General features: G+C 37.7%; 21 protein-coding genes, 2 tRNA genes and 1 pseudogene. 13 read left to right on the top strand and 11 right to left on the bottom strand.

What is annotated here, in order from left to right:
- Positions 1-10 precede the first annotated feature (10 nt).
- Together H4J61_RS15000 and H4J61_RS14995 are read left to right on the top strand one after the other, a co-directional pair.
- Positions 11-86, top strand: a tRNA-Val gene (locus H4J61_RS15000).
- Positions 87-118: 32 nt separating this feature from the next.
- Positions 119-194 (top strand) — tRNA-Val (locus tag H4J61_RS14995).
- A gap of 372 nt (positions 195-566) precedes the next feature.
- On the opposite strand, the gene H4J61_RS14990 is transcribed toward H4J61_RS14995, so the two are convergent.
- Together H4J61_RS14990 and H4J61_RS14985 are read right to left on the bottom strand one after the other, a co-directional pair.
- Positions 567-2,138: a sulfotransferase gene (locus H4J61_RS14990; RefSeq protein ID WP_182185860.1), complete on the bottom strand. Its 1,572-nt coding sequence runs from the start codon at positions 2,136-2,138 to the stop codon at positions 567-569.
- Positions 2,139-2,525: 387 nt separating this feature from the next.
- On the bottom strand, positions 2,526-5,015 hold the full coding sequence (locus H4J61_RS14985; RefSeq protein WP_182185857.1) for a TonB-dependent receptor: 2,490 nt from the start codon (positions 5,013-5,015) through the stop codon (positions 2,526-2,528).
- A 508-nt stretch (positions 5,016-5,523) separates the two neighbouring features.
- Here H4J61_RS14985 and H4J61_RS14980 point away from each other — a divergent pair.
- Positions 5,524-5,919, top strand: coding sequence for an RNA-binding S4 domain-containing protein (locus H4J61_RS14980; protein ID WP_182185855.1), 396 nt, complete (start codon positions 5,524-5,526; stop codon positions 5,917-5,919).
- 350 nt (positions 5,920-6,269) lie between these two features.
- Here the strand turns inward: H4J61_RS14980 and H4J61_RS14975 are convergent, their stop codons facing one another.
- Positions 6,270-9,170: a TonB-dependent receptor domain-containing protein gene (locus H4J61_RS14975; protein WP_182185852.1), complete on the bottom strand. Its 2,901-nt coding sequence runs from the start codon at positions 9,168-9,170 to the stop codon at positions 6,270-6,272.
- Between the two features lie 400 nt (positions 9,171-9,570).
- On the opposite strand from H4J61_RS14975, the gene H4J61_RS14970 reads away from it, so the two are divergent.
- The 6 genes from H4J61_RS14970 to H4J61_RS14945 all read left to right on the top strand — a co-directional run bounded on the left by H4J61_RS14970 (position 9,571) and on the right by H4J61_RS14945 (position 15,960).
- Positions 9,571-10,653 (top strand): kelch repeat-containing protein, encoded by a 1,083-nt coding sequence (locus tag H4J61_RS14970; RefSeq protein WP_182185850.1) that lies wholly within the window; start codon positions 9,571-9,573, stop codon positions 10,651-10,653.
- Between the two features lie 117 nt (positions 10,654-10,770).
- Positions 10,771-12,480, top strand: a complete 1,710-nt coding sequence (locus H4J61_RS14965; RefSeq protein ID WP_182185848.1) for a proline--tRNA ligase — start codon at positions 10,771-10,773, stop codon at positions 12,478-12,480.
- A gap of 642 nt (positions 12,481-13,122) precedes the next feature.
- Positions 13,123-14,349 (top strand): pyridoxal phosphate-dependent aminotransferase, encoded by a 1,227-nt coding sequence (locus H4J61_RS14960; protein WP_182185845.1) that lies wholly within the window; start codon positions 13,123-13,125, stop codon positions 14,347-14,349.
- A gap of 9 nt (positions 14,350-14,358) precedes the next feature.
- On the top strand, positions 14,359-14,964 hold the full coding sequence (yfbR, locus tag H4J61_RS14955) for a 5'-deoxynucleotidase (protein ID WP_182185843.1): 606 nt from the start codon (positions 14,359-14,361) through the stop codon (positions 14,962-14,964).
- Between the two features lie 84 nt (positions 14,965-15,048).
- Positions 15,049-15,657 carry a paraquat-inducible protein A gene (locus tag H4J61_RS14950; RefSeq protein ID WP_220461291.1) on the top strand — a complete coding sequence of 203 codons (609 nt, stop codon included), beginning with the start codon at positions 15,049-15,051 and terminating at the stop codon, positions 15,655-15,657.
- Between the two features lie 69 nt (positions 15,658-15,726).
- Positions 15,727-15,960 carry a DUF2789 domain-containing protein gene (locus H4J61_RS14945; RefSeq protein WP_182185840.1) on the top strand — a complete coding sequence of 78 codons (234 nt, stop codon included), beginning with the start codon at positions 15,727-15,729 and terminating at the stop codon, positions 15,958-15,960.
- Between the two features lie 447 nt (positions 15,961-16,407).
- Here H4J61_RS14945 and H4J61_RS14940 read toward each other — a convergent pair whose 3' ends face one another.
- From H4J61_RS14940 to H4J61_RS14925, 4 genes are all read right to left on the bottom strand, one after another.
- Entirely contained in the window at positions 16,408-16,734 is a 327-nt protein-coding gene (locus H4J61_RS14940; protein ID WP_182185838.1) for a hypothetical protein, read from the bottom strand.
- A 220-nt stretch (positions 16,735-16,954) separates the two neighbouring features.
- Complete coding sequence (locus tag H4J61_RS14935) at positions 16,955-17,845, bottom strand: cation diffusion facilitator family transporter (RefSeq protein WP_182137717.1); 891 nt, start codon at positions 17,843-17,845, stop codon at positions 16,955-16,957.
- 161 nt (positions 17,846-18,006) lie between these two features.
- Positions 18,007-19,311, bottom strand: coding sequence for an inosine/guanosine kinase (locus H4J61_RS14930; RefSeq protein WP_182185836.1), 1,305 nt, complete (start codon positions 19,309-19,311; stop codon positions 18,007-18,009).
- 213 nt (positions 19,312-19,524) lie between these two features.
- Entirely contained in the window at positions 19,525-19,701 is a 177-nt protein-coding gene (locus tag H4J61_RS14925; protein WP_182137715.1) for a DUF3545 family protein, read from the bottom strand.
- A 388-nt stretch (positions 19,702-20,089) separates the two neighbouring features.
- Here H4J61_RS14925 and H4J61_RS14920 point away from each other — a divergent pair, with 388 nt between their 5' ends.
- On the top strand, positions 20,090-20,248 hold the full coding sequence (locus H4J61_RS14920; RefSeq protein ID WP_182185834.1) for a hypothetical protein: 159 nt from the start codon (positions 20,090-20,092) through the stop codon (positions 20,246-20,248).
- 264 nt (positions 20,249-20,512) lie between these two features.
- On the opposite strand, the gene H4J61_RS14915 is transcribed toward H4J61_RS14920, so the two are convergent.
- Positions 20,513-21,004: an EF-hand domain-containing protein gene (locus H4J61_RS14915; protein WP_182185832.1), complete on the bottom strand. Its 492-nt coding sequence runs from the start codon at positions 21,002-21,004 to the stop codon at positions 20,513-20,515.
- Positions 21,005-21,473: 469 nt separating this feature from the next.
- Here H4J61_RS14915 and H4J61_RS17995 point away from each other — a divergent pair.
- Together H4J61_RS17995 and H4J61_RS14910 are read left to right on the top strand one after the other, a co-directional pair.
- Positions 21,474-21,709 (top strand): annotated as a pseudogene (locus tag H4J61_RS17995) (exopolyphosphatase); the annotation flags it as partial.
- 20 nt (positions 21,710-21,729) lie between these two features.
- Positions 21,730-21,903, top strand: coding sequence for a hypothetical protein (locus tag H4J61_RS14910; protein ID WP_182185829.1), 174 nt, complete (start codon positions 21,730-21,732; stop codon positions 21,901-21,903).
- Positions 21,904-22,412: 509 nt separating this feature from the next.
- On the opposite strand, the gene H4J61_RS14905 is transcribed toward H4J61_RS14910, so the two are convergent.
- Complete coding sequence (locus H4J61_RS14905) at positions 22,413-22,736, bottom strand: ribonuclease E inhibitor RraB (RefSeq protein ID WP_182185827.1); 324 nt, start codon at positions 22,734-22,736, stop codon at positions 22,413-22,415.
- A gap of 961 nt (positions 22,737-23,697) precedes the next feature.
- Here H4J61_RS14905 and H4J61_RS14900 point away from each other — a divergent pair.
- Entirely contained in the window at positions 23,698-24,258 is a 561-nt protein-coding gene (locus H4J61_RS14900; protein WP_182185824.1) for a DUF2971 domain-containing protein, read from the top strand.
- A gap of 334 nt (positions 24,259-24,592) precedes the next feature.
- On the opposite strand, the gene sucD is transcribed toward H4J61_RS14900, so the two are convergent.
- Both sucD and sucC read right to left on the bottom strand, forming a co-directional pair.
- On the bottom strand, positions 24,593-25,465 hold the full coding sequence (gene sucD, locus H4J61_RS14895; protein WP_182137711.1) for a succinate--CoA ligase subunit alpha: 873 nt from the start codon (positions 25,463-25,465) through the stop codon (positions 24,593-24,595).
- Complete coding sequence (gene sucC, locus H4J61_RS14890; protein WP_182137710.1) at positions 25,465-26,631, bottom strand: ADP-forming succinate--CoA ligase subunit beta; 1,167 nt, start codon at positions 26,629-26,631, stop codon at positions 25,465-25,467. The genes sucD and sucC overlap by 1 nt, the downstream gene beginning before the upstream one ends.
- Positions 26,632-26,782 lie beyond the last annotated feature (151 nt).

The following is a 26,782-nucleotide window of genomic DNA, read 5'->3' as shown; positions in this document are numbered from 1 at the left end:
AAACTAAAATGGACGATTAGCTCAGTTGGGAGAGCACCGCCCTTACAAGGCGGGGGTCACTGGTTCAAGCCCAGTATCGTCCACCACTTCTTTTGCCATAAAGAAGTAAAACTTAAATGGACGATTAGCTCAGTTGGGAGAGCACCGCCCTTACAAGGCGGGGGTCACTGGTTCAAGCCCAGTATCGTCCACCATCTTTATTTCCAGTTAAAATTTCCATACCATTAATATTCCTCTTAAAGTAAAACTAAAAGCACATTCACCTCTTTATTATCCGCGCCAAATCACTAGTTCAAGCACAGTATCGTCCACCATCTTTATTGCTTATTTAATTTCCTTATTATTAATATAAATAAGAAATTAAAGTCATATCTGCTCTTTTGAATTATCACCTTCATCGTTAGCCAGATGGCTCAAGAAAGACTTTAGGCTGATATTCAGCTATCGACACAAAGTGATTGATCGATCAAAAACATGTGTATTTTCTAGCTTTAGTGCTAATGCATACTATTAATTTCTTTTACAAATTCGCCAGAGTTTTCTAAAAATCAATCTAGATGAAAATACTAAGTTTGCTCTCTGCTGGCTAATATCGCTTTTACGCCATCTAGATAAGCGTCATATTTTTTCCAGTTACCCACTGAACTATTATTAATTGGACTACGAACTTGCATTGCACTGGCTGTAGCGACAGGCGCAGAATTTTGCTCAATATCAACACATTGCTCTTGCCAAGAAAGATTACAAAATTCAATCAGCTGCTTGGCTTCATTTACTGGGTCATTAACCAACTTCTCATAATTAATAAAATAAAAATTTTCTGGAAAAAGTGCTAACCATAACGCCGCTAACTGTTTAAATAGTAAATAAAATTCTGTGGTGCTTTCTAAATCATATGAATAACTATAATACGATTGATTAACCGCAAAAAGCTGTCGAAAATTACTCACAATGGTATCCAGTGGATTTCTATCTAAGCAGACAATTTTAGCTTTTGGTAATGCTTTTAAAATAAAGCCAACATAAAGTACATTTAATGGCATTTTATCAACAAATTTTGCTGTTTTACCGGTTATTGCCCGCGTACTTTCAATATAATCTTCGCCTAACTTGGCAAAATTTATATTTTCTGTCGCTGCTATTGTTTCTGCATCAATCACACGCTTACTGGTGGTTTTAGCCATTTTTTTAAGTAGCAAACCAAAGTGCTGCAATTCACCTGCACTTGTTACTTCGCTGTGCTGTGAAATAATTCGTTCAACCAGCGTTGTGCCTGATCTTGGCATACCAACGACAAATATTGGCTCATCAGTGTCGAAACCTTGAACCTTTGAGCTATCAACATTTTTAAAGTGACTTTCAATACGGTTAAACAGCGCTTTATCTTCATCAAAATGGTAGTTAAATTGTTTGAGTTTACATTTTTTTGCCGTATCTAAGTAGAAAAATGCTTTATCAAAATCTTTTAGTGCTTCATATTCTCGGGCAAGAGCATGGCCTATATATAAGCTGTCGTCTGCATGTTGCGTTTGTGAAAACAATTGTTCAAGTAGAGGTATATGGTTTGATGTTGCCGATATGCCGCCTAAACCCGTTAAGGCGGCATGAGCTTTGTAATGATTTGGAGCCATTGCGATAGTTTTTTCATAGGCTTTTTTAGCGCCGTCAAAATCACCAACAAACTTGAGTGCTGCGCCTAAATTAAAGAAATAATTAGGATTTTTATCGTTAATGGCCACGGCTTGTTGAAAAAAAATCACCGCTTTTTCGTGTAAGCCAATTTTACTATAGGCCACACCAAGCGTATCTAGCGTTAATGATGATTTTGAGGCAAGTTGAGCCGTAAGTTCAGCAAAGTACACCGCCTGCACATGATTATTTTCCAGTGCATAGTGCTTGGCCAGTTGTGATAAGTATTCGGCATTGTTAGGAGCAAGCTTGTTGGCCTGTTCAATTAGCTCAATAGCTTTAAGAAAATTATGATGCGCACTAGCAATCATGGCTAGCAAAAAATAAGCATCCGAAAAATATTTATCTTGTTGTAAAATAGCGATTAGTTTTTGATGGGCTTGTTGATACAAACCTTGATTTAAAGCTTGTTGCGCCTGCTGATGCAATATTTTTGTTGTGTTAGACATACTTCAACTACTCAAATTTAGTTATTTTAAATCACACTTGTTGATATACTTTGCCAGCTTTTATCACAAAAAAATATCTACAAGGGTATTAATTCTTTCTATTGGATTATCATTAACCACAATAATATCCACAAAATTTCCCGTTTTTATTTATGCCACTTTTTTTACCCATTTAATCATCGCGCACTGTTAATAAGTCACTGCTTGCATCGCTTGTAATGGTGTCATAACAAACTGTGTTATACAGTTTAAAGCTTCGGCGTTGGCGTTATGGGGATAAATCGCTAAAAAAATGCTAAAAAGGCACAGTATCATTTAAACGTTTAAATGATACTGTGCCTTTGTTTTTTTATACTTTTGATTTAAGTAAAAATTATACTTAAATCATTACAAATCGAATAAATATTCGAAACGTACTCCTACTTTGCGTGGCGTGATTAAGTAATGTCCATAGTTACGCTGAAGGCTCGCATCGTTCGAGTTCATCACAGGAAACTTTGCTAAGCCAATATCACCTTGATCACGACGTACCGAGCTATAGGCATATTTATCAAACATATTATCCACGTATAAGGTGACCGACCAAGAACCTTCTGTTAATTTTGCTGACACATTACTTATCGCATAGCCGGCTAAAGCCTCACCATCTGCGCGTAAACCGACCTTAGAGTAAACATCACTTTGATAAGTTAAGCCGTAATTGATATCTAAACCTGTGCGACCAAAAATCTCGGTAGAATAGCTTGCGCCTAATGAAAACTGCTGTTCAGGTGAGCCGGGTAAACGATCACCATTTTTACCATCATAAAAACTTTGCTCTACACCTGCATCAAGCTGATCTTCAGTTAAGACTTGAAATAGAAAAGGGGCGTCACTGGTTAATTCTGCATTGGTATAAGCGTAAGTAGCATAGGCGGTAATATTATCACTTAGCATGGCGCGAGTTGATATTTCAACCCCTTTTGATTCTGCTGCTGCGGCATTGCTGGTAATAGGTTGCTGACCATAGAAAGTAGCACCCGCGACTTGAGCATTGTCCCACTCAACCATAAATACCGCGGCATTAAAATGTAATTGGTTACTCCACCAAGTACTCTTAAAACCTAATTCATAGTTAGTTGTGGTATCTGCTTCGTAAAGAGCTTCATCGGGTAAGGCACAAACATTTTGAAAGCCCGATTCTTCGACGTCATCAGGGCAGGCAGCAACACCATTAGAGCCACCAATTCTGAAGCCTTCACTTAACGTGGCATAAGCCATCACATCATCACTAAATTGATAACTGGCATTAACTTTCAATAAGTTGCCATCACCATCAGCAGGCGGAGTGCTTTCAAGATCTAAATTGATTTCACTTGCTGCATAATTATCAAATAAGGTGTTATACAAAGGTAAGTCTACTGCTGAAGACGAGTTAACTTCATAGTCATAAAAACGAGCACCAATCATCAGCGTTAATTTATCGGTTACGCTATAAGTTAACTCACCAAACAAAGCTGATTCAGTGATGTCAGTATTACCCACCGAAATATACTCTAATGAATCAGGACGTAATTGATTGCCACCCCAGTTATCAACAGCATATTGATCGAAGCCAGGCGCATATTCACGGCTATCACCAAAACTTTCGAATTGGTTGTAATAAGCACCTACAATCCAAGAAAGTGCTGAATCTCCTGTTGATACTAAACGAATTTCTTGGGTAAAGTTTTCAGCTTCATCCACTTCTCGAGTAAAAGTGGAAAAACCTGGAAATTCTTCATAGCTGTAATCTAAACGGATAAGTAAGTCGGTTTGATCACGTTGCCCCAGTGCTTCAAATTCTGAATAACCGGTAGCAGAAGTCAGTTCAGCAAAACCTAAATCAAGGGTGATTTCTAAACTCAGTAAAGTGTCTTCTTTTTCTCTTGGTTCTTGATAGCGATAACCTGAGTCATATTCTCCTATAACTGTCGTTAAAGGATTTGTCTCGCTTAAGCTACTATTATGAACAATAGAGCGACCGCCAATGTCTTGTTTTTGATAAAAATACGACAAAGTTGCATCAAAAACTTCATTCGGCTGCCAGCGGATCATCGCTTTAGCTGTACTCGTTTTTTCATCGTTAGCATCTTTCACCTGTTTTAGGTTAGCGCTAACTGCATCAGCATCTGACCAATCTGGATCAGGTAATGAAACACCTCCCTCGCGCACCACATAATTGTAATCAATATAGCCAGGTTCATTTAAATAATTAAAAGCAAAACGCACGGCTAATTCATCTTGAATTAATGGCGTGTTAAAAACAAAACCTGCTTCACCACCGGTATCATCACTTTCAGATAAAGTGAAAATGTCACCATAGAGCGAACCAGAGGTTACATCAAGCACAGGTTTATTCGGTAAATAGCGAATAGCGCCACCTAAAGTGCCGGCACCATATAAGGTCCCTTGTGGACCAATTAATATTTCAACTCGTTCAACATCAATGAGTTTCATGTCAACGACTAGGGGAATTTCACCAATGTAAGTGGCCACAGTGCCACCATCAGAGCCAGGGCCTGATGAGTTAGTATTTAAACCGCGGACAACAATCGGAGAGCCCGTACGACCCCCTTGATCAGCAACACTTAAACCTGGTACCCAACGAGCAACATCTGATAATTGTGTAATGTTTTGATCTTTCATCACATCACTATCAAGTGCGGTGATATTTAAAGGAGCCTCTTGCACAGTCGATGCACGACGTGAGGCCGTAACTTGAATGCGTTCAATGCCTTCAACAGCAAGTTTTCCGGCAACTGCTTCAGCGTAACTATAGGTGGTTACAGATAATGCGGAACTGAGTGCTAAACATAAAACAGATTTTTTAAAGGTTTGCGAATTTTTTACATACATGGGTGGGTTCTCTTCCTCAGAGTTATTTATATAGCTTGTTACTATTTTTATATTGAATTTTTTATATTAAGTGTTTTTATGATTGGTTTTTATTCGTTCAAATCTCGTTATTCATAAGTTATAAAGCGTTACAATTAATGCTTTGATAAAAATTAACCACCAAACTTGTCAAATAAAAATATCGTTTAAAATGAAAAAACCTAATATTTTAATATCTTACAGAATTTAGGCATCAAAAAAGCGGACAACAGCCCGCTTGTTTACATTAATAAATGCAATAATACTTTAATTTAACCATTAATTTAACCATTAATGCATTTATTGCCGCTGTGGTTAATGCTGGTGAAATAATGGTTGCTAACGGGGTTTTATCCTATTATCTAGACATTGATAATTGACGCTACTCTAGTTATTAACTTTACTTGCCCTTCTCGCTAATACGACAACGACATCACAAAACAACTAAGATATAATCAGTTTTTTCGTTAACTACAAGAATAGACCTTACATGCCTTCAAACTTTCCACTTATTGATGTTTCTATACAACCTATTGAACTTTGCAAATTATTAAAAATAGCGAATATGGTCAGTGGTGGCGGTGAAGCTAAAATAGTGATCAGTGAGGGATATGTATTATTGAATAACGAAGTAGAATTACAAAAGCGCAAAAAAGTTTATCACGCTGATATTATAGAATTTAACAGTGAAATTATTCAGGTTAATGTGGTTAAACTAGGTAAAGACGAATTACCCCTAACAACAAAAAAACAAGCAGAGGCCACCTTAACTAAACAAAACGCGTTTAAAAAAGCTAAAAAGAAAAAATCCAGTAATAATGACAAAGCACAAAGTGTTCAAGTCACTGACAAGACTCGCTCAAAGCGTAAACCAATTTCTTTTTAATTTCGCTTAGTATGCGATTGTCGCCAGTAAGCGTGTAAACTGAACCTAGTCTGTTAAGTTGACTACATAAAGTTGACTACATAAATTCCATCCTACAGGTAATATTGTGCCTATAAACGGCTTTACTCATTCAAGTACTTAGCGCAAAACGCTATAACTTAATTTTATATCCGTTGGTCGCCAAAAATTTAGCAAGCCGAACTGTATTAAACAACTGAATGCATTGATTACCTTTAAATAAGCTAAATTTTTTTGATAACCTGAGTTAAATTACTCAAAAAAAAGCAATAATACCTAAGTATTATTGCTTTTATAATAAATTGGCTATGTGCCAATTTATTAGTCAGTTATTAGAATCTTACGTTAACACCGGCAAATGCTCTACGACCAACTAAGTCATAAATAGCGTTTGCTGTATAGCCTGGCGCTAATTTGTCTGTTAGGTTTCGAATACCGGCACTTACTGATACGTTATCATTTACTAGGTAATTAAATGATACGTCATGTGTCGTTATAGAGCCAATGTACGCAGGAGATGTATCTTCTGCTGTATCGCCAGTAGGAGAAATATCTAACGTAAAACTACGCTCGATAAAACGAGTTGACCAGCTTACAACTAAATCATCAATTTCATAATCTAAACCAAAGCGCAGTTGAAGTCCTGGATCACCTACTTCACCATCTTCAACGTTTATTTCGTCTGGGCGGTCTTGGAATTCAAATTGTTCCAACTCTAGTAACTTACTCACCATTAGGGTGGTTTTTAACTCACCAGGAAGCTCAAAAGCGCCTAGATCTGTAGTGTATCTAAATACAGCTTCAACACCCTTAGTGTTTAACGCCGCAGCATTTAAATAACCAGAACGAACAAGTTCAATGTCATTTGTTGTTGGGTTACGATCAATTTGACTACAGAAACCAGCATCTGGGCTGCCGGTCGCATCTACACAGTTATCAGCAACATTTTGTGCTGCAACGAATGTAATGGCATCAGTGATTTCAATATCATAATAATCAACTGTAACAGAGAAGTCCTCAACAAACGAAGGAGTCCAAACAAAACCAGCAGTCATAGACTCTGAGTCTTCCGATTGTAAATCAGGGTTACCGCCTGAAAGTAGATCTACCGATACATTATCGTTTGCTTGGAAATCAGCAGGAACACCTAAAGCAGCACAGTTTCCTGCGCGATCTGGATCATCTGAAATATTATCAGCATCACATGGATCGCTTACACGTGCAAAACCAGGAGAAACTGGATCAAATGCTTCTGCGATATTTGGAGCACGTACCGCTTCGCCAATTGTACCGCGAATACGCAAATCTTCGAATGGCGCGTACATCAAACCAACTTTCCATGCTTCTGCCTTACCTGCATGAGAATAGTCAGCGGTACGAAACGCTGCATCTACAGTGAGTTCATGTGCGAATTTCATACCAGCAAGTAGAGGTAAACTTACTTCAACAAAAAATTCACTTACATCGTATTCACCGTATGTGTCTGGTGAAGCAGCACTCGTTAAAAAACCACGCTTAGTAAATTCATCTGTAATTGACTCTGAAGATTCTTCACGATATTCAAAGCCCGCAGCAAAACCGATACCACCACCTTGTAATTCCATAAACTCTGCTGTATCAAACGAGATTGCACCACCAACAAATTCTTGCTTAATAGTATCCGATATCGTTACATCTGCAGATACATAGTCACGAGCTTCTTGTGAAGAACTTTGACCAAATGGATTGAATGCAACACAATTATTACCATTTACAGAGGCTGGATCTTCGTAATCATCACCCTGAGCACTAGCTACTTGGCTACGACATGCTGCTTGGCCAGTATCAGGATCGATTACTGAGTCAACAGCTGCAACAAAGTTATCTGGTATTAAGTCATTAAGTGTTTTACGTACGTTAGTTGTTTCACCGTTAACGTAATATAATTCCCAATCCATGGCAGTGTTACTAACTGAAAATTGCCCTTCAAAACCTGCTGTATATCTGAATAAATCACGGCGATTAGCTGCAGAGCGGTTACCAAGCTCATCAAAAAACTTCGCCATACCTACATTAGTTTGACCCGCGTCTAATAATGTTTGACGCAAACCCGCATCTAGAAAGGCATTCTCTTCTACATCAATAGCAATGCTACCAAATCTAAATGAAGGCTGAAATTGTTGTACTACATCAGAACGAACGTATTTAAAATCACTGTTAAAAGAAATATTATTGGTAAGATCAAATCTTAATGTTGAACCTACGTTAATCTTCTTAACACCCGGTGAATAGTTTTCGTAATCTTCACCATTGAAACAGTACTGACAACCATCAGGAAAGTTACCAAATGCAAAGCTGTTACTAAATTCACGATCTGTTTGAACTATAGGGGAACCAGCATTGTCGAAAACAAAACGTCCCGCAGCACCGCCAAAAGGGTTAATAACACCATTTGCATGGATCATTTCTGATGATACGTTACGTCTTCTAAGTTTATCAGGAATACCGTCATCTTCGCCGCCGTCATCTGGGTTTATTACTGTACCCCAACCTTCAAATTGGCGAATATCTGCAGACATCACCTCACCAACACGCTCAATACCAGTAAAGAATGTTAAGTTACCTTTACCATCAGCAAAGTCTGTACCCGCTAAAATATTGAAAGTGTGATTTCTGTCATTCACACCTTCAGTAGATTTTGTTCCGGTTAAGTTTGCCGAAAAACCTTCAAAATCTTTTTTCAATATAACGTTAATTACACCCGAAACAGCATCTGAACCATAGATAGCAGAAGCACCACCCGTGATAATTTCAACTCGTTGAATAAGCGCCGCAGGAATTGTTGATAAATCAACCGTTGATTCTCCAGGTGTGCCAGCTACATGGCGTTTACCATCGATTAAAACTAATGTTCTAGCTGAACCCAGACGACGTAAATCTGCAGAGCTTGTTCCTGCAGCTGCATTACTATTATTGTTACCGATTAAAGTGTCTGTTGAACCAATAGCTGGCAATTCACTTAAAATACTACCTAAGTCTGGTGAACCAAACTTAGCGATATCTTTAGCGTCAAGTACGATAATTGGCGTTGGTTGGGAAAGCTCTGAACGAGCAATACGTGAACCTGTAACCGCAATACGCTCTACTTCACTGACTGCTTGCTCTTGCTCTTCAAAAGCTAAAGCAGGCATGGTAATTATGCTGCCAAAAATAGCTAATGAAATAGCTTTTTTTATTTTTGTAAATTCTCTCATAGTTCTCTCTTAGGTTTAAAAAACTAACCTTCAAATTTATTAGTGTATTTAGATGAAGGACTAAAAAATATTAATATAAATCAGCATGAAACTGATGATTTATATTAAAAGTCGCTAGCGATACTAACATCAGAATTAACACCTTTAAAACCTTTAATTACAATTAATTGACAAAAAATTACAAGTTATGACATCACCTATTTACAACAAACTGATACTGGTACTCTAAGTCACATTTGATAAAATAATATCAATTAATGAGTTACTAAGCATATAAAAATCAAGCGCTTAAGTAATTTAAAATCATTTAAATGCTTAATTTAGTAGGAAGTATTCTGCTCATTATATTCCATGGTAGGATTACTGCTTAAATCGCTTAAATTAATTACATGAGTCACCCATGCCAAAAGTACTACCTTTTATCTTGTTAGCCTTCTGTTTCTCTCTACCTACTGTGATTTTTCAAGTAATAGCCAAAGCCAGTGAGCACAGCCAACTACCGCAAGCCGTTAGCAATAATGCCGTTGCGCAAGTGAAAATTAATAATAAAGACTACATCATTTCGTTTTCCGGACTAGCAAACGGCAAAGGCTACCAAGATGTTCATAATCGCAGCTTTGTTTATAATGTGACTAAAAATCAATGGCGTGAGAAATCTGCTGTACCAATAAAAGAAACAGTCAATGGCTTGGTTGGTCGCTTAGCAAGTGTTGCTACTGCCATTAATGAGGTAGCTTATGTTTTTGGTGGTTATACCCTTGCTAAAGATCATAGTGAAGTGTCGGTGCCTGACGTTTATGCTTATCATGTTTTAGAAGATCACTATCAAGCATTAACCCCTATGCCCATACCCGTTGATGACAGTATTGCGCTGCCTTATCAAAGCCGTTATATCTACTTAATCAGTGGTTGGCATAATGACGGTAACGTTAATTTAGTGCAATTGTATGATACAAAAACCAACCAATGGCAGCAGGCATCACCCTTTCCAGGTAAAGCGGTATTTGGCCAAGCCGGTGGTATTATTGATAATAAAATACTGGTTTGCGATGGTGTTGGTATTGAAGTTCACTTTAATAAACGTCGAAGCTATGCGGCACAAACTGCCTGCTATCGCGGGGAAATAAACCCGCAAAGTCCAAGTAAAATTTCGTGGTTTAAAGTCAAGCACCCAACGGGGCAGTCACGATACCGTATGGCGGCAAAAGGTACGATAAATACCACATCGAACACAAAAGAAATTGTTTTTATTGGTGGTAGTAATAATCCTTATAATTACAACGGCATAGGTTATAACGGCGAACCATCAAAGCCAAGCAATGAAGTCTGGCGCTATAATTTCGACACTAATAAATGGCAAGTTACCTATAGCAAAACCGCCACTATGGACCATCGTGGCCTATTAGAACTCAACGGAAAATTACTGACCATTGGCGGTATGGGCGAAAACCAACAAGTGCTTAAGGGTATTAACTACTATTAATCTCCATTTATAGGCAAATTTTATCTATTGGCACGATTTAAACCTTTTGTGGCTGAAACTGCCCTGCTAGAATAAGCGTCATATTTTATACTTGTTTATTAATGGAATTTTTTCTCAATGCGTACAAGCCAATATTTACTTTCAACTTTGAAAGAAACCCCTGCTAGTGCTGAAGTTATCAGTCATCAATTAATGTTACGTGCTGGTTTAGTGCGTAATGTCGCATCAGGTTTATATACTTGGTTGCCGACAGGCTTAAAGGTACTTCGTAAAGTTGAAAACATTGTGCGTGAAGAAATGGAACGAGCTGGCGCATTAGAAGTACTAATGCCGATGGTTCAGCCGGCTGACTTATGGGAAGAGTCAGGACGCTGGGAAGATTACGGCCCAGAGTTATTACGTTTAAATGACCGCCATAATCGTGCTTTTGTTTTAGGCCCAACGCATGAAGAAGTGATCACTAAGCTGGTTAGTAACGAAATTAGTAGTTATAAACAACTGCCATTAAACTTGTTTCAAATTCAAACAAAATTCCGTGATGAAATTCGTCCTCGTTTTGGCGTAATGCGTGGACGTGAATTTTTAATGAAAGATGCTTACTCTTTTCATTTAGGCGAAGAGTGTTTGAAGAAAACATATCAGACGATGTTCGATGCCTATTGTCGTATTTTCGACCGTTTAGGCCTAGATTATCGCCCAGTTATTGCTGATACCGGCTCTATTGGTGGTGAAGCCTCACATGAATTTCACGTTTTAGCCGACTCAGGCGAAGATGACATCGCCTTTAGTGATGTTAGCGATTTCGCTGCTAACGTTGAAAAAGCAGAAGCGCTAGCGCCAACGGGTGAACGACCTGCAGCAACAGAAAGTTTAGCAAAGGTTTCAACGCCTAACGTGCGTACAATAGAAGATCTTGCCAAGTGCTTATCTGTTGATGCCAGCCATACGGTTAAAACATTATTGATTGCTGGCGTAGCGACAAAAGAAAATAAAGCCCCTATTGTTGCTTTAGTCTTGCGCGGTGATCATCAGTTAAATGAAGTTAAAGCTGAAAATTTAGCACAAATTGCCTCACCATTAACTTTTGCTACTGACGAACAAATTTTAGCCTCCGCTGGTTGTAATGCAGGCTCAATTGGTCCGGTTGGTTTAAGTATTGAGGTTATTGTTGACCGAAGTGCGGCGCATTTAGCTGACTTTGTTTGTGGCGCAAATACAAATGACATGCACTTAACCGGCGTAAACTGGGATCGTGACGCACAAAACTATAGCGTTGCCGACTTACGTAATGTAGTAGCGGGTGACCCTAGTCCTTGTGGTCAAGGTAGCATTGTTATTAAACGTGGTATTGAAGTAGGTCATATTTTCCAACTAGGTGAAAAGTACGCTCAAACAATGAACTGTGGCGTGTTAACAGAAAATGGTAAAAATCAAATTTTGACTATGGGTTGTTACGGTATTGGCGTTTCACGCATTGTTGCCGCTGCCATTGAACAAAACCACGATAAATATGGTATTAAATGGCCGGCAGCAATTGCACCTTATCAAGTTGCCATTGTACCAATGAACATGGCAAAGTCAGCTCGTGTTAAAGAAACTGCCGAAGCCTTATACCAACAATTACAAACAGCAGGTATAGAAGTTATATTTGATGATCGCAAGGAGCGCCCTGGGGTTATGTTTGCCGATCATGAATTAATTGGCACACCATTATTGCTTATTATTGGTGAACGTAATCTCGACAACCAAGAAATTGAAGTAAAAAATCGTATTTCTGGTGAAAAGTCTATGTTGGCAATAAGCGATGTTATGTCTTTGTTTGCCTAATCACGACTCTTTGCAAGTTTGGTCCTAAAGGTCAAACCAAGCTAAATATAATAACGGCTTTGCAGTTTGTGCACAGCCGTTTTTTTATCTCATTTTTTATCTCATTATGTTACTTACTATGCCACAAACAATGGCAGCTATCCCATCCCAGTAAAGCACTCGGTCAACCTATTGGCTAATTCTCCTGAGTAAAACTTATTATACCAAGTTGAATAAATGGTTGAACAATCAATCATAATAACAAGATGATATAGTTATTAGCGATTTATTATAAAAAAGTTGCAAGTAACTGTTTCAAAGTTAAGCAATATTAGCAACAATGGACGCAAGCAAATTAATGAAATACCACTGCCATTAAGTTTGTGAACTTGTTGTGTGCAGAAAAATAAATTAAGGTACGGCGCTTTATTGATCCATCACAAGCTATTGGGGTTGAGGACACAGGTTTTTAGTGCCCGACAACACCTAACTATTCACATATATGTGAGCAGTACCTTAAGCTATTTTAATTAGCGAAAGTGGGTAATAACTGAATGAAATTATTATAAAATACGCTCACACAATGACTATAGCTTTATACTTAGCTTAATTTTCTTTTAACGATAACGTTAATTCACTTTTATCATTTATAAGACTGCCATTATGAAAACTATCACCAAATCTTCAAAATTAAAAAACGTCTACTACGAAATTCGTGGACAAGTTGCCGCAGAAGCCAAACGTTTAGAAGATGAAGGCTATAAAATTTTAAAACTTAATATTGGCAACCCTGCTCCCTTTGGCTTTGAAGCCCCTGATGATATTTTAAAAGATGTTATTCGTAACCTGCCAACAGCTCAGGGTTACTGTGAGTCAAAAGGTATCTACCCTGCACGCGTAGCCGTAATGCAGTATTTTCAACAACAAGGCATTTTAGATGTCAGTATTGATGATATTTATATCGGTAACGGTGTTAGCGAACTCATTGTTATGGCGATGCAAGGTTTGTTAGATAATGGTGATGAAGTGCTCATTCCAGCACCTGATTACCCATTATGGACTGCCGCTGTTGCTCTGTCTGGCGGAAAACCTGTGCATTATCGCTGTGATGAAGAAAACCAGTGGTTTCCAGATCTGGAGGATATCGCCAGCAAAATATCGTCAAAAACCAAAGCTCTTGTTTTGATCAACCCTAATAATCCTACGGGTGCAGTTTATAGCGAAGAAGTGCTTCAGGGCATTATCACACTTGCGCGTGAACATAACTTGATCATATTCAGTGATGAAATATACGATAAAATTCTTTATGACCAAGCACAACATATTCCAACGGCAAGATTAGCAAACGATGTTTTAATCATTACTATGGGTGGTTTGTCTAAAAACTATCGTATCGCCGGCTTTCGTGCCGGTTGGATGGTAATTACTGGCCCTAAAATACATGCCGAAGATTATTTAAAAGGCTTAGATATTCTCTCTTCAATGCGTTTGTGTGCCAATGTGCCTGCCCAACATGCTATTCAAACCGCACTCGGTGGCTATCAAAGCATTAATGAACTAATTAAAAATGATGGCCGTTTATTAAAACAGCGCAACCTTGCACATAAAATGATCAATGAAATTGATGGTTTATCATGTAACCCAGCTATGGGCGCTTTATATTTGTTTGTTAAAGTAGACCAAGAAAAATTTAACATCCATGATGATGAAAAAATGGTTTTAGACTTACTCAAGCAAGAGAAAATACTCTTGGTACACGGTCGCGCCTTTAATATTAAGCAAGACAATTACTTTCGCTTAGTGTTTCTACCGCATGTCGACGAACTAAAACCTGCATTGGAAAAACTAGCCAAATTTTTCCGTACTTACCGTCAGTCAACCAGTGAATAAGGTTATATAATGCAAAGTACTTTTCTCGCCTGGATGTTCAGAATGCCACTGATTAAACGTTGGTCATTGATGTTTTGTGTTAAACCAGAAAATGTTGCTGAGCATTCTCACCAAGTGGCTATTGTCGCCCACTTGCTGGCGGTGATTAGAAATCAAAAATTTTCGGGCAACATTAATGCGGATAAAGTAGCTACTGTTGCACTTTATCATGAAGCCAGTGAAACCCGTTTTGGTGATATTGTTAGCCCAACAAAATATGCGAATCCTGAAATTGCTCGAGAGTTTAAAAAAATTGAATATATAGCTGAAAAGCAATGTCTTCAGTCTTTACCTGAAGAGTTTCAAGCCATGTTTTCTGATATTATTGTGCAAGATAACGTGGATGAACAATACAAAAAAATTGTCAAAGCGGCTGATATTTTAGTAGCTTATATTAAAGCGCTGGATGAATTAAATCATCAAAACCATGAGTTTGACCATGTAAAAGAACGCTTAGAATTGAAGCTAGACACCATTAAACAGCAAATGCCTGAAGTCGGCTATTTTATGGATGTTTTTCTGCAATCATGCTCAGCAACTGTTGATAAACTGACCGAAGTTCAAGTTAAAAAATAGTTCTAGATCACCAGCGATGCTTGCTAGAGATGCTAATAAGATTATATACCTGCTCGACTTCATTTTGGAAAATTTTATAACATGATGATTAAAAAACATTTAGGTTTTTTCTTTAACCTTATTGCCATCGCATTATTTATTCCGGGTATATTATTGCCAATGTTTTCTCTCAATATGGCCATGACAGCTAATGTGAGTGGTGCAAAAATCACTAATACAATCATTGATAAAAACTTGTCATTGTTGCAAACCATACAAGAACTTTGGCAAGATGATCGCCTGTTAGTGGCGTTATTAATTTTTGCTTTTTCTATTTCAATACCGGTATTGAAATTTATTTTACTCAGTATTGCTTACGCAAATAAAAACTCTAGATTAGAGATTACCGTTTATAAGTTTATTAGCCAAATTGGCAAATGGTCAATGGCTGACGTTTTTGTTGTCGCCATTTTTCTTGCGGTACTATCAACTAATCACGCTGAAACCGCAACACAACAACAATTCGCGGTATTTGGTTTTAAGTTAGATTTTATTGTCAGCAGTGAAACATTGTCCGCATTAGGACCAGGCTTTTATTTCTTTACTGGCTATTGCCTATTATCTTTATTAGGGTCAAGTATTAGTAACAGTAGTATTAACACCAAGGCCAAAAAGCTATCACCATCAACATCAGTTAACACTTTGATAGATTAAAACTATTGATAATATAGAGTAAGTTCTTCTATAGTTACTATACTTAAGCACTTAATAAGGGAGTATTTTATGGATCTTTCAAAACACAATATGACAAGTTTGTTCGCTCAATTGGGTCTTAAGAATAGTGATGAGGAAATAGAACGTTTTATTGCGTCTAACCTTGGTATCCCAGTAAATCAGGCACTTGCTGATGCTGATTTTTGGAGCAATGGCCAAGCGCAATTTTTACAAGAAGCTATTGTGCTTGATTCTGACTGGAGTGAAGTTGTTGATAGCTTAGACGCTTTATTAAGAAGCTAAACTTAAGAGACTAAACCATTAAAAAAGGCTTAGGTTCTACTAAGCCGGTACGTTAAAAAATTACCTATTATAATTCTTCGACAGTTTCTTATAATTTATTAACAGATTATTCATAAATATTTCACTACCAAGTTATATTTATCTTACTGGACATTAGTGCTTTATTTATTAAGCTTCACTAACAATCACCTATATAGGTGATATAACTTATATAGGTGATATCCATTAACTGAATTTGATATTGTCCTCTACTTTTTATTTTGAAATACATAACATCAGGTAGTTTATTTAATGGTTATTTGAACTAAGCACTTTATTCATATAAATAATTGATTTAACTAAGTTTCTGATTTAATGATGTCATATAAAAATTGTTCTTGATTTAAAGAAAAACCTTCGGAGTCAAGCCAATTAATGGCATCATTTAAATTGTCAAAGACAGCGCGTTCATAGCCCAACTGTGTGTGGTATCATTTTTTCTAATTGCATTTCTTTAACTGCACTAGGTCGGTAAACATGGCAGTCTTTAATACAACCCTGTGCTTTAAACCATTCACAATGCTCAACCACATGTTGTTCTATTTCTGGTACACCTAACTCCCACTGCTCAAAAATAGAAATTATTGCCCAATCACTACCCATCAAGGGTGCTGCCGCTGCTTTAAACTCTTTTACGTAAGCAATAATTGCTTCTTCATTCCATGAATCTGCAAACCACTGCATAAGTACTTTATCAGTAACCTTTATTTTCCAGCGACCGTGAATTTCTAACATAAAAAGTCCAAATGAAATAAAAGCTATTTACAATATAGCGTTTACGGCGGTCATAAGCTAACTCTGTTTCAAAAGACCACAAAAATCAATCATGTCATAAAGGACATTATAATAACCTAATGGCCAACTACTTAATTGGATCACTGAGTGGTTTTGAAAAAATTTCTTATAAGCAATCGTATCTTAAGTCTGATTTTTTTAGTGCTAACATCAAAGCTGATTAACTGTGCTTACAACCACTCGCTTCAATTTGCAGTACGCTGGTATTAACATCGAATTGTTCTTTTAGCACACGCTCGATTTGAAAGCGGCATACTTCATCATGCTTTTCTAAAGTACATTGGTGTTTTAGTACGATATGAGCACCCACCACTACTTGGCCGTTGTCACTTTTAACAATTAAATTGTGCACATTGTCTATATGCTCTAAACCTTGCAGGGCCGTTTCAATTTTCTTCAATGCCGGTAAGCGAACGCCATTAAAAAATAAACCTTTAATGCATTTATAAAGTAGTTTAGAGCCGGTATATAGTACAAATACAGAAATAAGTATGCTCGACAACGAATCGACAATTGTCCAACCCGTAACATGAATGACAATGCTGGTGACGAATGTGACTATGGTAGATAGTAGATCAAAAAAGGTATGTAAAAATACCGCATAAACGTTAACACTATCTTTACGGCCTTTATATAAAACATAAGCTGACGCGCCGTGAAATAGAAAGCCTAACGAGGCAACCGCCGACATAACAAAGGTGTTTATTTCATGTTCATCATGATGCTCGTGGCCAAATAATCGCTCGGCCCCTTGCAGTAAAATCCAACAACTGATCAGTAAATATAAGGTACCGTTGATCAAACCACCTGAAAGCTCTAAACGACGATAACCATCACTAAACGTTCGACCAAATTTTATCGCTAAGGTCGACGCTATTAAGGCGATAAATAGTGAACTATTATGCACAAACAAGTGCCCTGCATCTGCATATACCGCCAAAGAATTTGCATAGGCGGCGCCAACAAGTTGCAGCAACATAAATACACTGGTAATAGCCAGTGCAATTAGTAAGCGTCGTTGTGATGATTTATGTGTTGTTAGAGTAGTCATGCAAAAAAGTAATGTCTCATTAAAGGAATTAAATAGTATGTACCATGTGCTTTCATCAGTTAGAAAAGCGTCGTTATTGTAGTTTTAATTTAGCTAATTAAATAGTTGCCACCATAACAATGGCAAACGCTACTGGATTTTATCCGCCGGTTTACCGTTAACTACTGCGACCAATAGGCTTGGTCTAAGCTGTCTTCTCGCTCCGGTAAACCACGCGACAAACGCGGAGAATGTTGTACCAATACCTCATAACTGACTCTGTTGGCGTATTTACTCATTTGCGATAACGACGAGTAAGTTAAGGCTAATTGCTCATGCTTACTTGAGTTTGCCACCGTATTTTTATGATAAACATTGGCACTTAAGTCATGTAATATAGCCGCAAGCGCAGCATCTCCAGCACCATTGGTATTTTTTATACTTTCAGGGCCGCCCATATAAGGGGCAGAATGGGTATATATTCGCATTGGTTGATGGCAATCTTTCAATAACATAGGACGAGAATATTCATAACGATTAAACTCATCTATCTCACCCGATAATAATGGGTATTCACTTTCTCGTTTAAAGGTTTCATCAACATAGCCCGCCATATATAAGCCGTGTTTACCAGCGGTGCAAATAACCATATCAACCCAATCCAAGCATTTATTCGCAGCGAGTAGTGGTTCTTCAATACCCGTTATGGCTAATGCTTCTTCTTCGTTCATGGTCAGTATGTTGACATGCTTTTGGACAAAATCACGCCAAAACTCAGGTTCTTCTTCAATTAAAAATTTAGTACCTAAGGTCAGCACCACAGGTACGCCAGCAGCATTTGCACATTTTACCGCTTTAATTGCTGCTTCGGTCATGGTGTCGCCAGCTTGTGTGCGCATCAAATAAGAGCTAATAACCAGTGCTGAGGCCCCGGCAATTAATGACTCGTCAATAGAGTCAGGATGTAGACGATTGATTAAGCCGGCATTAATACCAAAAGTGCGCTCACCGTGATCATCAATTAAGGTAAAACAACGACCAATAGGGCCGTCGACAGGCTGAAGATAGTTAAGATCAACACGTGAAGAGGTGTTACTTATAAACCGGTAAGCATAGTCACCAACATGTATGTTTTTGGACATAACACCCAATAAAACTGAACGGTCATCCGCTAGCACAGAGTAATTATGCATAGTATTGCCAATAGTGCCGCCGGCAAATTCGTAATTGATCAGCGATTCATCTTTCAAACGTTGATAAAGGCGCTGAGTAACTTCGTCTGAGATAACCTGTGACATACCAAGTTTTAAATCAAATTCATTCAAAAATGCTTGATCAACTTTAGCTTCAATATCCACTAAAACCTGATCTATACCAACAATATAGTTTTGAGCCGCTTGAGCGCTAGGATTTACTTGGTTTGTTAATGGGTTTTTATGGTCGACAGGAAAATAATGTCGATGTTGACGGCGTCCGGGAAACTTCATGAAGTAATACACGGTTAATGACAAAAAACGGATTATAGCGCAATGCCATTTGGTTTGACCAGAACCATCACCTAAATTATGGAGAAATGTCTATAATCGCTGGTTTGGATACCATGATCAGTACAAATTAAATTAAAGAACGCAAACTACGACAAAAAAATGTCAATCATTTGCGCTCCAACATAATATAGCTGAGTATTAATACATTCCATATTAATGTGTTACATAATCATCATAAGATGCCATTTCTCGCTGCATTCTTTGTTTTTCCTTAAAAGCTTCTATTTCTTGCCACTTACGCTTAGCCTGTTTACTATTTTTTTTCTTCTGATTATCGAAGTAAGCATCGATATCATTAAGGTTTTCTTCTTGCCATTCTTTAGATTGCATCACAAATTCTCCTATTGATTGTTTCCTCTAAACTAATCAATTTATATGACAGTTATTTGAATGAAATATGACAATTTGGTTAACTCTATAGGTTAACTTGGTTAGTTTTATTTGATAGCAACAAAAGCTTAGCAGCTTGCACTTAAGTATGGCGTAGTAATGTTAGTCGTTTTATTATCTATTTAGGTCTAAAGCTTTAAAGCAACTTTTAGTCAAGACAGTTATGACATGACTAATACTTGTCACCTGTTCATCACAAAAATTTTGCTAAATTGCCATACTTTTGATCTAGCATGATATTTCTCTGAACTATATTGTCAGAGAAATTAGTTAGTTTGACACAGACTAATACAGGGAAGAAACATGAAAACTTACCGTTGGAAACATCTTGGGTTTAATCGTTTTAACCGCTTCAGTTCTTCAAATAGGTTGTAACAATAATGATGATAGCGCTGTTGAAGTCCCAGAATCCAGTGTAATAATTGAGGCTGGAGCAGTGGCTAAAGTAGGAGTGAAACTGTTATTTTTAATTAAAAATACAAATTAATAATGAAGCCTTCTGTGTGTTGAATACCTATTAAGTTATGCTAAAGAAAGAAATAAATTCCCCAAAGGTACTGGCTTTTAAAAGCGTTTATCAAGTACAACATAAAAATAACTAGCCGTTACTTATTGCGTTATTTGTACTAGTAAAGTGCACTAGTGAAGTGCAATAAAATTTATTTTTATTGCACTGCTAACTTAGCTAAATTATTGAGCTCATGTCATTAAAAATTCAACGAGGTTATAAACCCCACCCTAGAGTCAGCATTTACTTTTTCATCATATTTTTTCGTTGATTAACATGATACTGAGCAAACTCTTCCGACAATATTTTTCCGTTACCATCGCTGTCAATATCTTCAAAGCTAGGGGCATTAGCGAGATTGCGCATAGGATAGCCTTGTTTGACACCCGCTTTTTTTCTTGCAGCTCTAGCATCAGAGAATTCCTGTTTTAAGATAACACCATCACCATTTAAATCGAATTTGGTGAAGCTAGCCATATTTCTGCCTTTACTCATACCATCGGCTTTTCTGCGTCCTGGTTCCATGCTGTGACCTTTGCCAGATTTTTTCGTTGCCATACGCTCACTTCTGACTTGGTCAAACTCTTGCTCACTAATGACCCCGTCACCATTACTATCATAGGTAGCAAAAGTAATAGGGCCATGCACTGGCAAGTCAGCTGAGAGCGAAGATAGCGATATAACACTCAAAAAAGGGACTAAAATTAGGGGCATTACCTTGAATAGTTTTTTCATTATTACTTTCCTATAGACTGCCAATGAACTGTTTAAAGCTCTGATTTGTTAAAAGTATAATAGACCAATTACACAGGAAAAACTAATCTAAATTAAGCCTTATAGTACATTTAATATCCGTGTAAATAGCCCGGTTTTCGTAAGCTATATTAGCTTAAATTTAAATTTTTCATTGAGCTACTTCAACTCAATAAGTCTTAGAAAACTTAATTAACAGGCATTACAGATAATCATGAAAACAACAATATAGTACCTTGATTATGTCCTAACTTTGAGTATTTAACACTAAGCTACTTAGCACATTTAATTTTTCTTTGTAAGCAGTTACTAACTACAGGTAAATTGCTTTTACTCTCAAAACAGACAAAAAACACACAATGTAACCAGCTCGATTAAGACTGTGAATAAAATTATGGTGATAAGCCAGTCCTGAAAATAATACATATATATCTTGTTAGTTAGCATTCAGCTCGCTTTTGATCAGCACACAGTGAAACGCTGCGTAATGAAAAACTTGATAATCATGTCATTGACCCTGATGCGCCTTGTGCTGCTCGTGTTGTTTATGATTACTATGGCGAATTAGAAACCTTCCCTGCAAGCTGAACAAGCATGATAGTAGCAGTTGATAAAGGCGATTCTGCGCAATTTAATATGGAAGAAGTTATACATGCTAAGCGCTGGGAATTACTTAATTTCATTATGACTCTCGCACCGGCTTCAGTGTGGTAATTATTTCACATACCATACATCACCTGCTAAACACCGATACCATGGTTTATTTAGCAACAGAAAAGCTTGAGTTTGAATCTATTTTTGGCGTTACAGCGGGAATAAACACAGAATTTTCTTTGCATTGCCCAATGTGGCAACACTTAGTGAGAGTGAATAAAGCTTAAAGACATTACACAAAAAATTCAAGCAACCTTGACCCCATTGATTTCCATTAATTTAAATAAGTGAAAAGATAATTACGAACGATAAATTAGACGCCAAGTGTGCTTCATTAAACGCCGAAATGATGACCAATATTCACGTTTCACAGGCATGGATGCCCATGAAAGCGCTGTAATGCATAGATTATCTTCAGGATGAACGGTAAAGCGCGTTGCTATGGATGGCAAGGAGCGCAGTGCGTTCAGTGCTAGTACGTCAAGGAAGTATTGGCCATTACGGAGGAAACACGTTTAATGCAGCAGCGCCGAGGGTGTCCAGAGCTAAAGAAGTATGATCGGCGTTAACCTCCCTGCTCTTTTCTGGGTCTAGTCGGCACCCCAACGCCAAACAATTAAAAAAATTCCAAAGCATTAATTAAAAATCAAGAACCACCTAATCCCTAGTTTGCTAACCTACATATGACAAAGTTATTATCGGTGGCTTGATAAGTTTCAGCTAAAACATGAGTAATTTAAGCTTCAATTCCCCAGCCATCCGTATAACCATTAAACTGAGTTACTATTTGTTCAAACTGAGCTTCTTGAGCAATAATTACATCATAAAGAGGGATCACTTTTATTGCACAATCTAAATCCCATGCTTTTGGATCTTCATTAATGTGAACATCACAAATAATATCAGGTGCTATTTCAGCAAGATGAGCTGCCATAGCCTCCGCTTGTTCTTGTGTTTCAAATAAGTGAAAAAAAACAATAGTATGCATTACGGTTAAATCGATATCCGCTTTTTGCATTTCAAACAATACTTTACCGGTTTCATCTTTTGGGAAGTTCATATTACTCTTCAAAGCTATAAAATTAATGCGGCATTATAAACGGCAATGTTTTAAATAAATAGAATAGAAATAAACAAAAGTAAATGAAATCTATTTAATGGTTGTAACGAGACCAATGTAAGCCTAATTGTAAACTCGACAGCATTTGTTGTTTATTTTAGATTAGTACTTAACGGCTTGGCGCTCTGTATGTCTTCTTGGCGCCGCAGTGGCGTCAACACCCAGAGGGGCGTTACACGCTGCTCATATTAAACTCGGCCTCTGGACTCCCCATGGCGCCCGACTCAGCAGAGTACTCCAACTCACTTTTATTTAAACATAAGCGGCGCAATGTTTATTCCTGCCGAAAATCGTCCCTTCGGACGGCAGTCTACGCCATCCATAGCTCCGATAAACATCGCACTTTTCTAAATTCAGCTTCCGTTGCTGATATGGGATCTAGCGATCGTTGAAGTTTTATTTTCTAGATGAACAAATGGAGAATTACGAACGATAAACCACACACCAAGTCTGCTTCATTAAACGCCAGAATGATGACCAATATTCACGTTTTCACTGGCATGGATGCCAGTGAAAGCGCTGTAGTGCATGGATGTACATTCAACGCTGGTACGTCGAAGAATATTGGACAGCATGGAGGAAACACGTTTAATGTTGCAGCGCCGAGGGAGTCTAGAGGGAGGTCGGCGCTAGCTTCCCTCTGGGTGTAATAGGCACTCCGACACCGAACCCGTAAGCAAACTCAAAACCATTAATTTAGAAACAGCAGCGACCTGACCCTATGCTTACTAAGTTAGATATAATACAGTCATCATGGGAGGCCTAATAAGTTCATATCAGCCTCCCTTTGGGTGTCGTTGTCTCCGCGACAATATTACTGTTAACAAGATACATTCAGCTATATTTACTAAAACAATAAATTTATTAAAAATAAGTAAAATATAATGATTAGGACTGAAAATTGAAATTATATAAGTATATGTCTGAAGAAGTCGCTTTAGAGTTTATTAAACAACCTCTTCTACGAATAACGCCACGACAATCTCTTAATGACCCTTTTGAATGTTTACCATCAATATCAGTTAAAGATAAAATAGAAACTTATATCAATGAGCAAATAATCCCTGGGCTAAAAAAAAATCAGGTACTGACAATTGAAGAATTAGATTCGTTTATGGATCTACATGGAATCATTTCTTTATCTGAATCTCCTGATAATCTTCTAATGTGGAGTCATTACGGAGATGATCATAAAGGGATGGTAGTTGAATTTGATATAGATGAAAGTGATCCCTTTGCGCTATTTAATACATGGGAAGTACCTAGAGAATCAGATGGAAAATTTGGAAGAGTGTCTTACAGGAAATCAAGAGAATATCCATACAATATTACAACAGAGTCCATCAGCGATATAAGGAACTATTATTATTTAAGTAAAGCAGATGAGTGGATATATGAAAAGGAGTACAGATATATTACTCCATTCTCATTAGCTAATTATATTAAAAATATAAAAAATTAACTATGCCATTAGGTACAGCGTTTAAAGCTAATTGGATAAATTCTCATAAAACAGGTGAAATATTTCTAGTGAATATAAATCATTCTAAGATCGGAAATATTTTTATAGGTGCTAATGCAAATATGGATAAATATACTGAGGCACTTCAAGAGTCCGAAGTCGGTGATAGCCGAAAAAGTTACTACAGCTCGTTCACATCAAATTATATAAGAGTAATGAAATCTGAGATCCACTTCGATAAATATGAATTAAAATTTAATGATTTAAACAAAAACAAAAAACCCGCTATCTAGCGGGTTTTTATTAGATAAAACAGTTTGCAATCAACAGCTGATTACCAACCTGTTTTCTCTTTAAGTGCTGAGCCAATTTCAGCTAAAGAACGTACAGTTTTAACACCAGCCGCTTCTAGTGCTGCAAATTTCTCATCAGCTGTACCTTTACCACCGGCGATAATCGCGCCAGCGTGACCCATACGCTTACCTTCTGGTGCAGTAACACCAGCAATGTAAGATACTACAGGTTTAGTAACATGAGCTTTGATATATTCCGCAGCTTCTTCTTCAGCAGTTCCGCCAATTTCACCAATCATTACGATTGCTTCAGTTTGTGGATCGTTTTGGAACATTTCCAATACGTCGATGAAGTTAGTGCCTGGGATAGGGTCGCCACCAATACCTACACAAGTAGATTGGCCAAAACCAGCATCAGTTGTTTGTTTAACGGCTTCGTACGTTAATGTACCAGAACGTGAAACAATACCAACTTTACCTGGTAAATGGATGTGACCTGGCATGATACCAATCTTAGTTTCGCCCGGAGTGATAACACCTGGACAGTTAGGACCGATCATACGAACGCCAGATTGATCAAGCTTAGCTTTAACGTCAACCATATCTAAAGTTGGAATACCTTCAGTGATAGTAACGATAAGCTCGATGCCTGCATCAATAGCTTCTAAAATTGCATCTTTACAAAACGGAGCTGGAACGTAGATAACTGTTGCTGTTGCGCCAGTTGCTTCTACTGCTTCACGTACTGTATTAAATACTGGTAGGCCTAAATGCGTTTGACCGCCTTTACCTGGGCTTACGCCACCAACCATTTGTGTACCGTACTCAAGTGCTTGTTCTGAATGGAATGTACCTTGACCACCAGTGAAACCTTGACAGATTACTTTAGTATCTTTGTTAATTAAGACAGACATTATTTGCCCTCCGCAGCTGCTACAACTTTAGTCGCTGCATCAGTTAATGACTCAGCAGCAATGATATCTAAGCCAGAGTTTTTAAGAACTTCACGACCTAGTTCAGCATTAGTACCTTCTAAACGTACTACAACAGGTACTTTAACGCCTACTTCTTTAACCGCGCCAATAATACCTTCAGCGATCATGTCACAACGAACGATGCCACCAAAGATGTTAACTAAAACAGCTTTAACGTTGTCGTCAGAAAGAATGATTTTGAATGCTTCAGAAACACGTTCTTTAGTCGCCCCGCCGCCAACATCTAGGAAGTTAGCTGGCTTGCCGCCGTGTAAGTTAACGATATCCATAGTACCCATTGCTAGGCCTGCACCGTTAACCATACAACCAACGTTACCGTCTAAGGCTACGTAGTTTAATTCAAAGCGTGCTGCATGAGCTTCACGTTCATCTTCTTGAGATGGATCGTGGAACGCGCGCATTTTAGGTTGACGGTATAAAGCATTACCATCGATACCAATTTTACCATCTAAACAGTGAAGATTACCTTCGTCAGTAATAACTAACGGGTTGATTTCTAATAAGGCAAAATCGAAATCTTCAAACATTTTTGCAAGACCTAAAAAGATCTTAACAAATTGCTTCATTTGCGTTGGGTTTAAACCTAACTTGAAGCCTAATTCACGTGCTTGGTACGGTTGAGCGCCAACAAGTGGATCGATTTCAGCTTGATGAATTAACTCAGGAGTCTCTTCAGCAATCTTCTCGATATCAACACCGCCTTCAGTAGAGGCCATGAATACTACTCTACGACTTGCGCGGTCAACAACAGCACCAAGGTATAATTCGTTAGCAATATCTGTACAGCTTTCTACTAAAATTTTAGCTACTGGCTGACCGTTTGCGTCAGTTTGGTAAGTAACTAAGTTCTTACCTAACCAGTTTTGGGCGAAATCTTTGATTTCTTGTTTTGTTTTAACTAGCTTAACACCGCCAGCTTTACCACGGCCACCGGCGTGTACTTGAGTTTTAACAACCCACATTGTGCCGCCGATTTTATCAGCCGCTTCTGCCGCTTCCTGAGGAGTATCGCAAGCGAACCCTTCAGAAACTGGTAAACCATATTCAGCGAATAATTGTTTCGCTTGATATTCATGCAAATTCATGGTGTTTTATCCATTTATCTGTAGATGAAAATGGCAATAATCATTAAATTACTACCATCGAAAAAAGTCGAAAGAGTATAGTACAAAAGCTCTAAAGAACATAGTCCTTAGAGCCTAATACTATAGTCTAGATCGAACAATAGATTTTATT

The organism is Colwellia sp. MB3u-4, assembly GCF_014077065.1.
Taxonomy (GTDB): Bacteria; Pseudomonadota; Gammaproteobacteria; order Enterobacterales; family Alteromonadaceae; genus Cognaticolwellia.
Note: the sequence above shows the minus strand (reverse complement) of the source record. Positions and strands in the feature narration are given on the sequence as shown.

Coding starts and splice junctions, on each gene's coding strand:
- H4J61_RS14990 (WP_182185860.1), bottom strand. CDS start 2,138: ATGTCTAACACAACAAAAATATTGCATCAGCAGGCGCAACAAGCTTTA.
- H4J61_RS14985 (WP_182185857.1), bottom strand. CDS start 5,015: ATGTATGTAAAAAATTCGCAAACCTTTAAAAAATCTGTTTTATGTTTA.
- H4J61_RS14980 (WP_182185855.1), top strand. CDS start 5,524: ATGCCTTCAAACTTTCCACTTATTGATGTTTCTATACAACCTATTGAA.
- H4J61_RS14975 (WP_182185852.1), bottom strand. CDS start 9,170: ATGAGAGAATTTACAAAAATAAAAAAAGCTATTTCATTAGCTATTTTT.
- H4J61_RS14970 (WP_182185850.1), top strand. CDS start 9,571: ATGCCAAAAGTACTACCTTTTATCTTGTTAGCCTTCTGTTTCTCTCTA.
- H4J61_RS14965 (WP_182185848.1), top strand. CDS start 10,771: ATGCGTACAAGCCAATATTTACTTTCAACTTTGAAAGAAACCCCTGCT.
- H4J61_RS14960 (WP_182185845.1), top strand. CDS start 13,123: ATGAAAACTATCACCAAATCTTCAAAATTAAAAAACGTCTACTACGAA.
- yfbR (WP_182185843.1), top strand. CDS start 14,359: ATGCAAAGTACTTTTCTCGCCTGGATGTTCAGAATGCCACTGATTAAA.
- H4J61_RS14950 (WP_220461291.1), top strand. CDS start 15,049: ATGATTAAAAAACATTTAGGTTTTTTCTTTAACCTTATTGCCATCGCA.
- H4J61_RS14945 (WP_182185840.1), top strand. CDS start 15,727: ATGGATCTTTCAAAACACAATATGACAAGTTTGTTCGCTCAATTGGGT.
- H4J61_RS14940 (WP_182185838.1), bottom strand. CDS start 16,734: ATGTTAGAAATTCACGGTCGCTGGAAAATAAAGGTTACTGATAAAGTA.
- H4J61_RS14935 (WP_182137717.1), bottom strand. CDS start 17,845: ATGACTACTCTAACAACACATAAATCATCACAACGACGCTTACTAATT.
- H4J61_RS14930 (WP_182185836.1), bottom strand. CDS start 19,311: ATGAAGTTTCCCGGACGCCGTCAACATCGACATTATTTTCCTGTCGAC.
- H4J61_RS14925 (WP_182137715.1), bottom strand. CDS start 19,701: ATGCAATCTAAAGAATGGCAAGAAGAAAACCTTAATGATATCGATGCT.
- H4J61_RS14915 (WP_182185832.1), bottom strand. CDS start 21,004: ATGAAAAAACTATTCAAGGTAATGCCCCTAATTTTAGTCCCTTTTTTG.
- H4J61_RS14905 (WP_182185827.1), bottom strand. CDS start 22,736: ATGAACTTCCCAAAAGATGAAACCGGTAAAGTATTGTTTGAAATGCAA.
- sucD (WP_182137711.1), bottom strand. CDS start 25,465: ATGTCTGTCTTAATTAACAAAGATACTAAAGTAATCTGTCAAGGTTTC.
- sucC (WP_182137710.1), bottom strand. CDS start 26,631: ATGAATTTGCATGAATATCAAGCGAAACAATTATTCGCTGAATATGGT.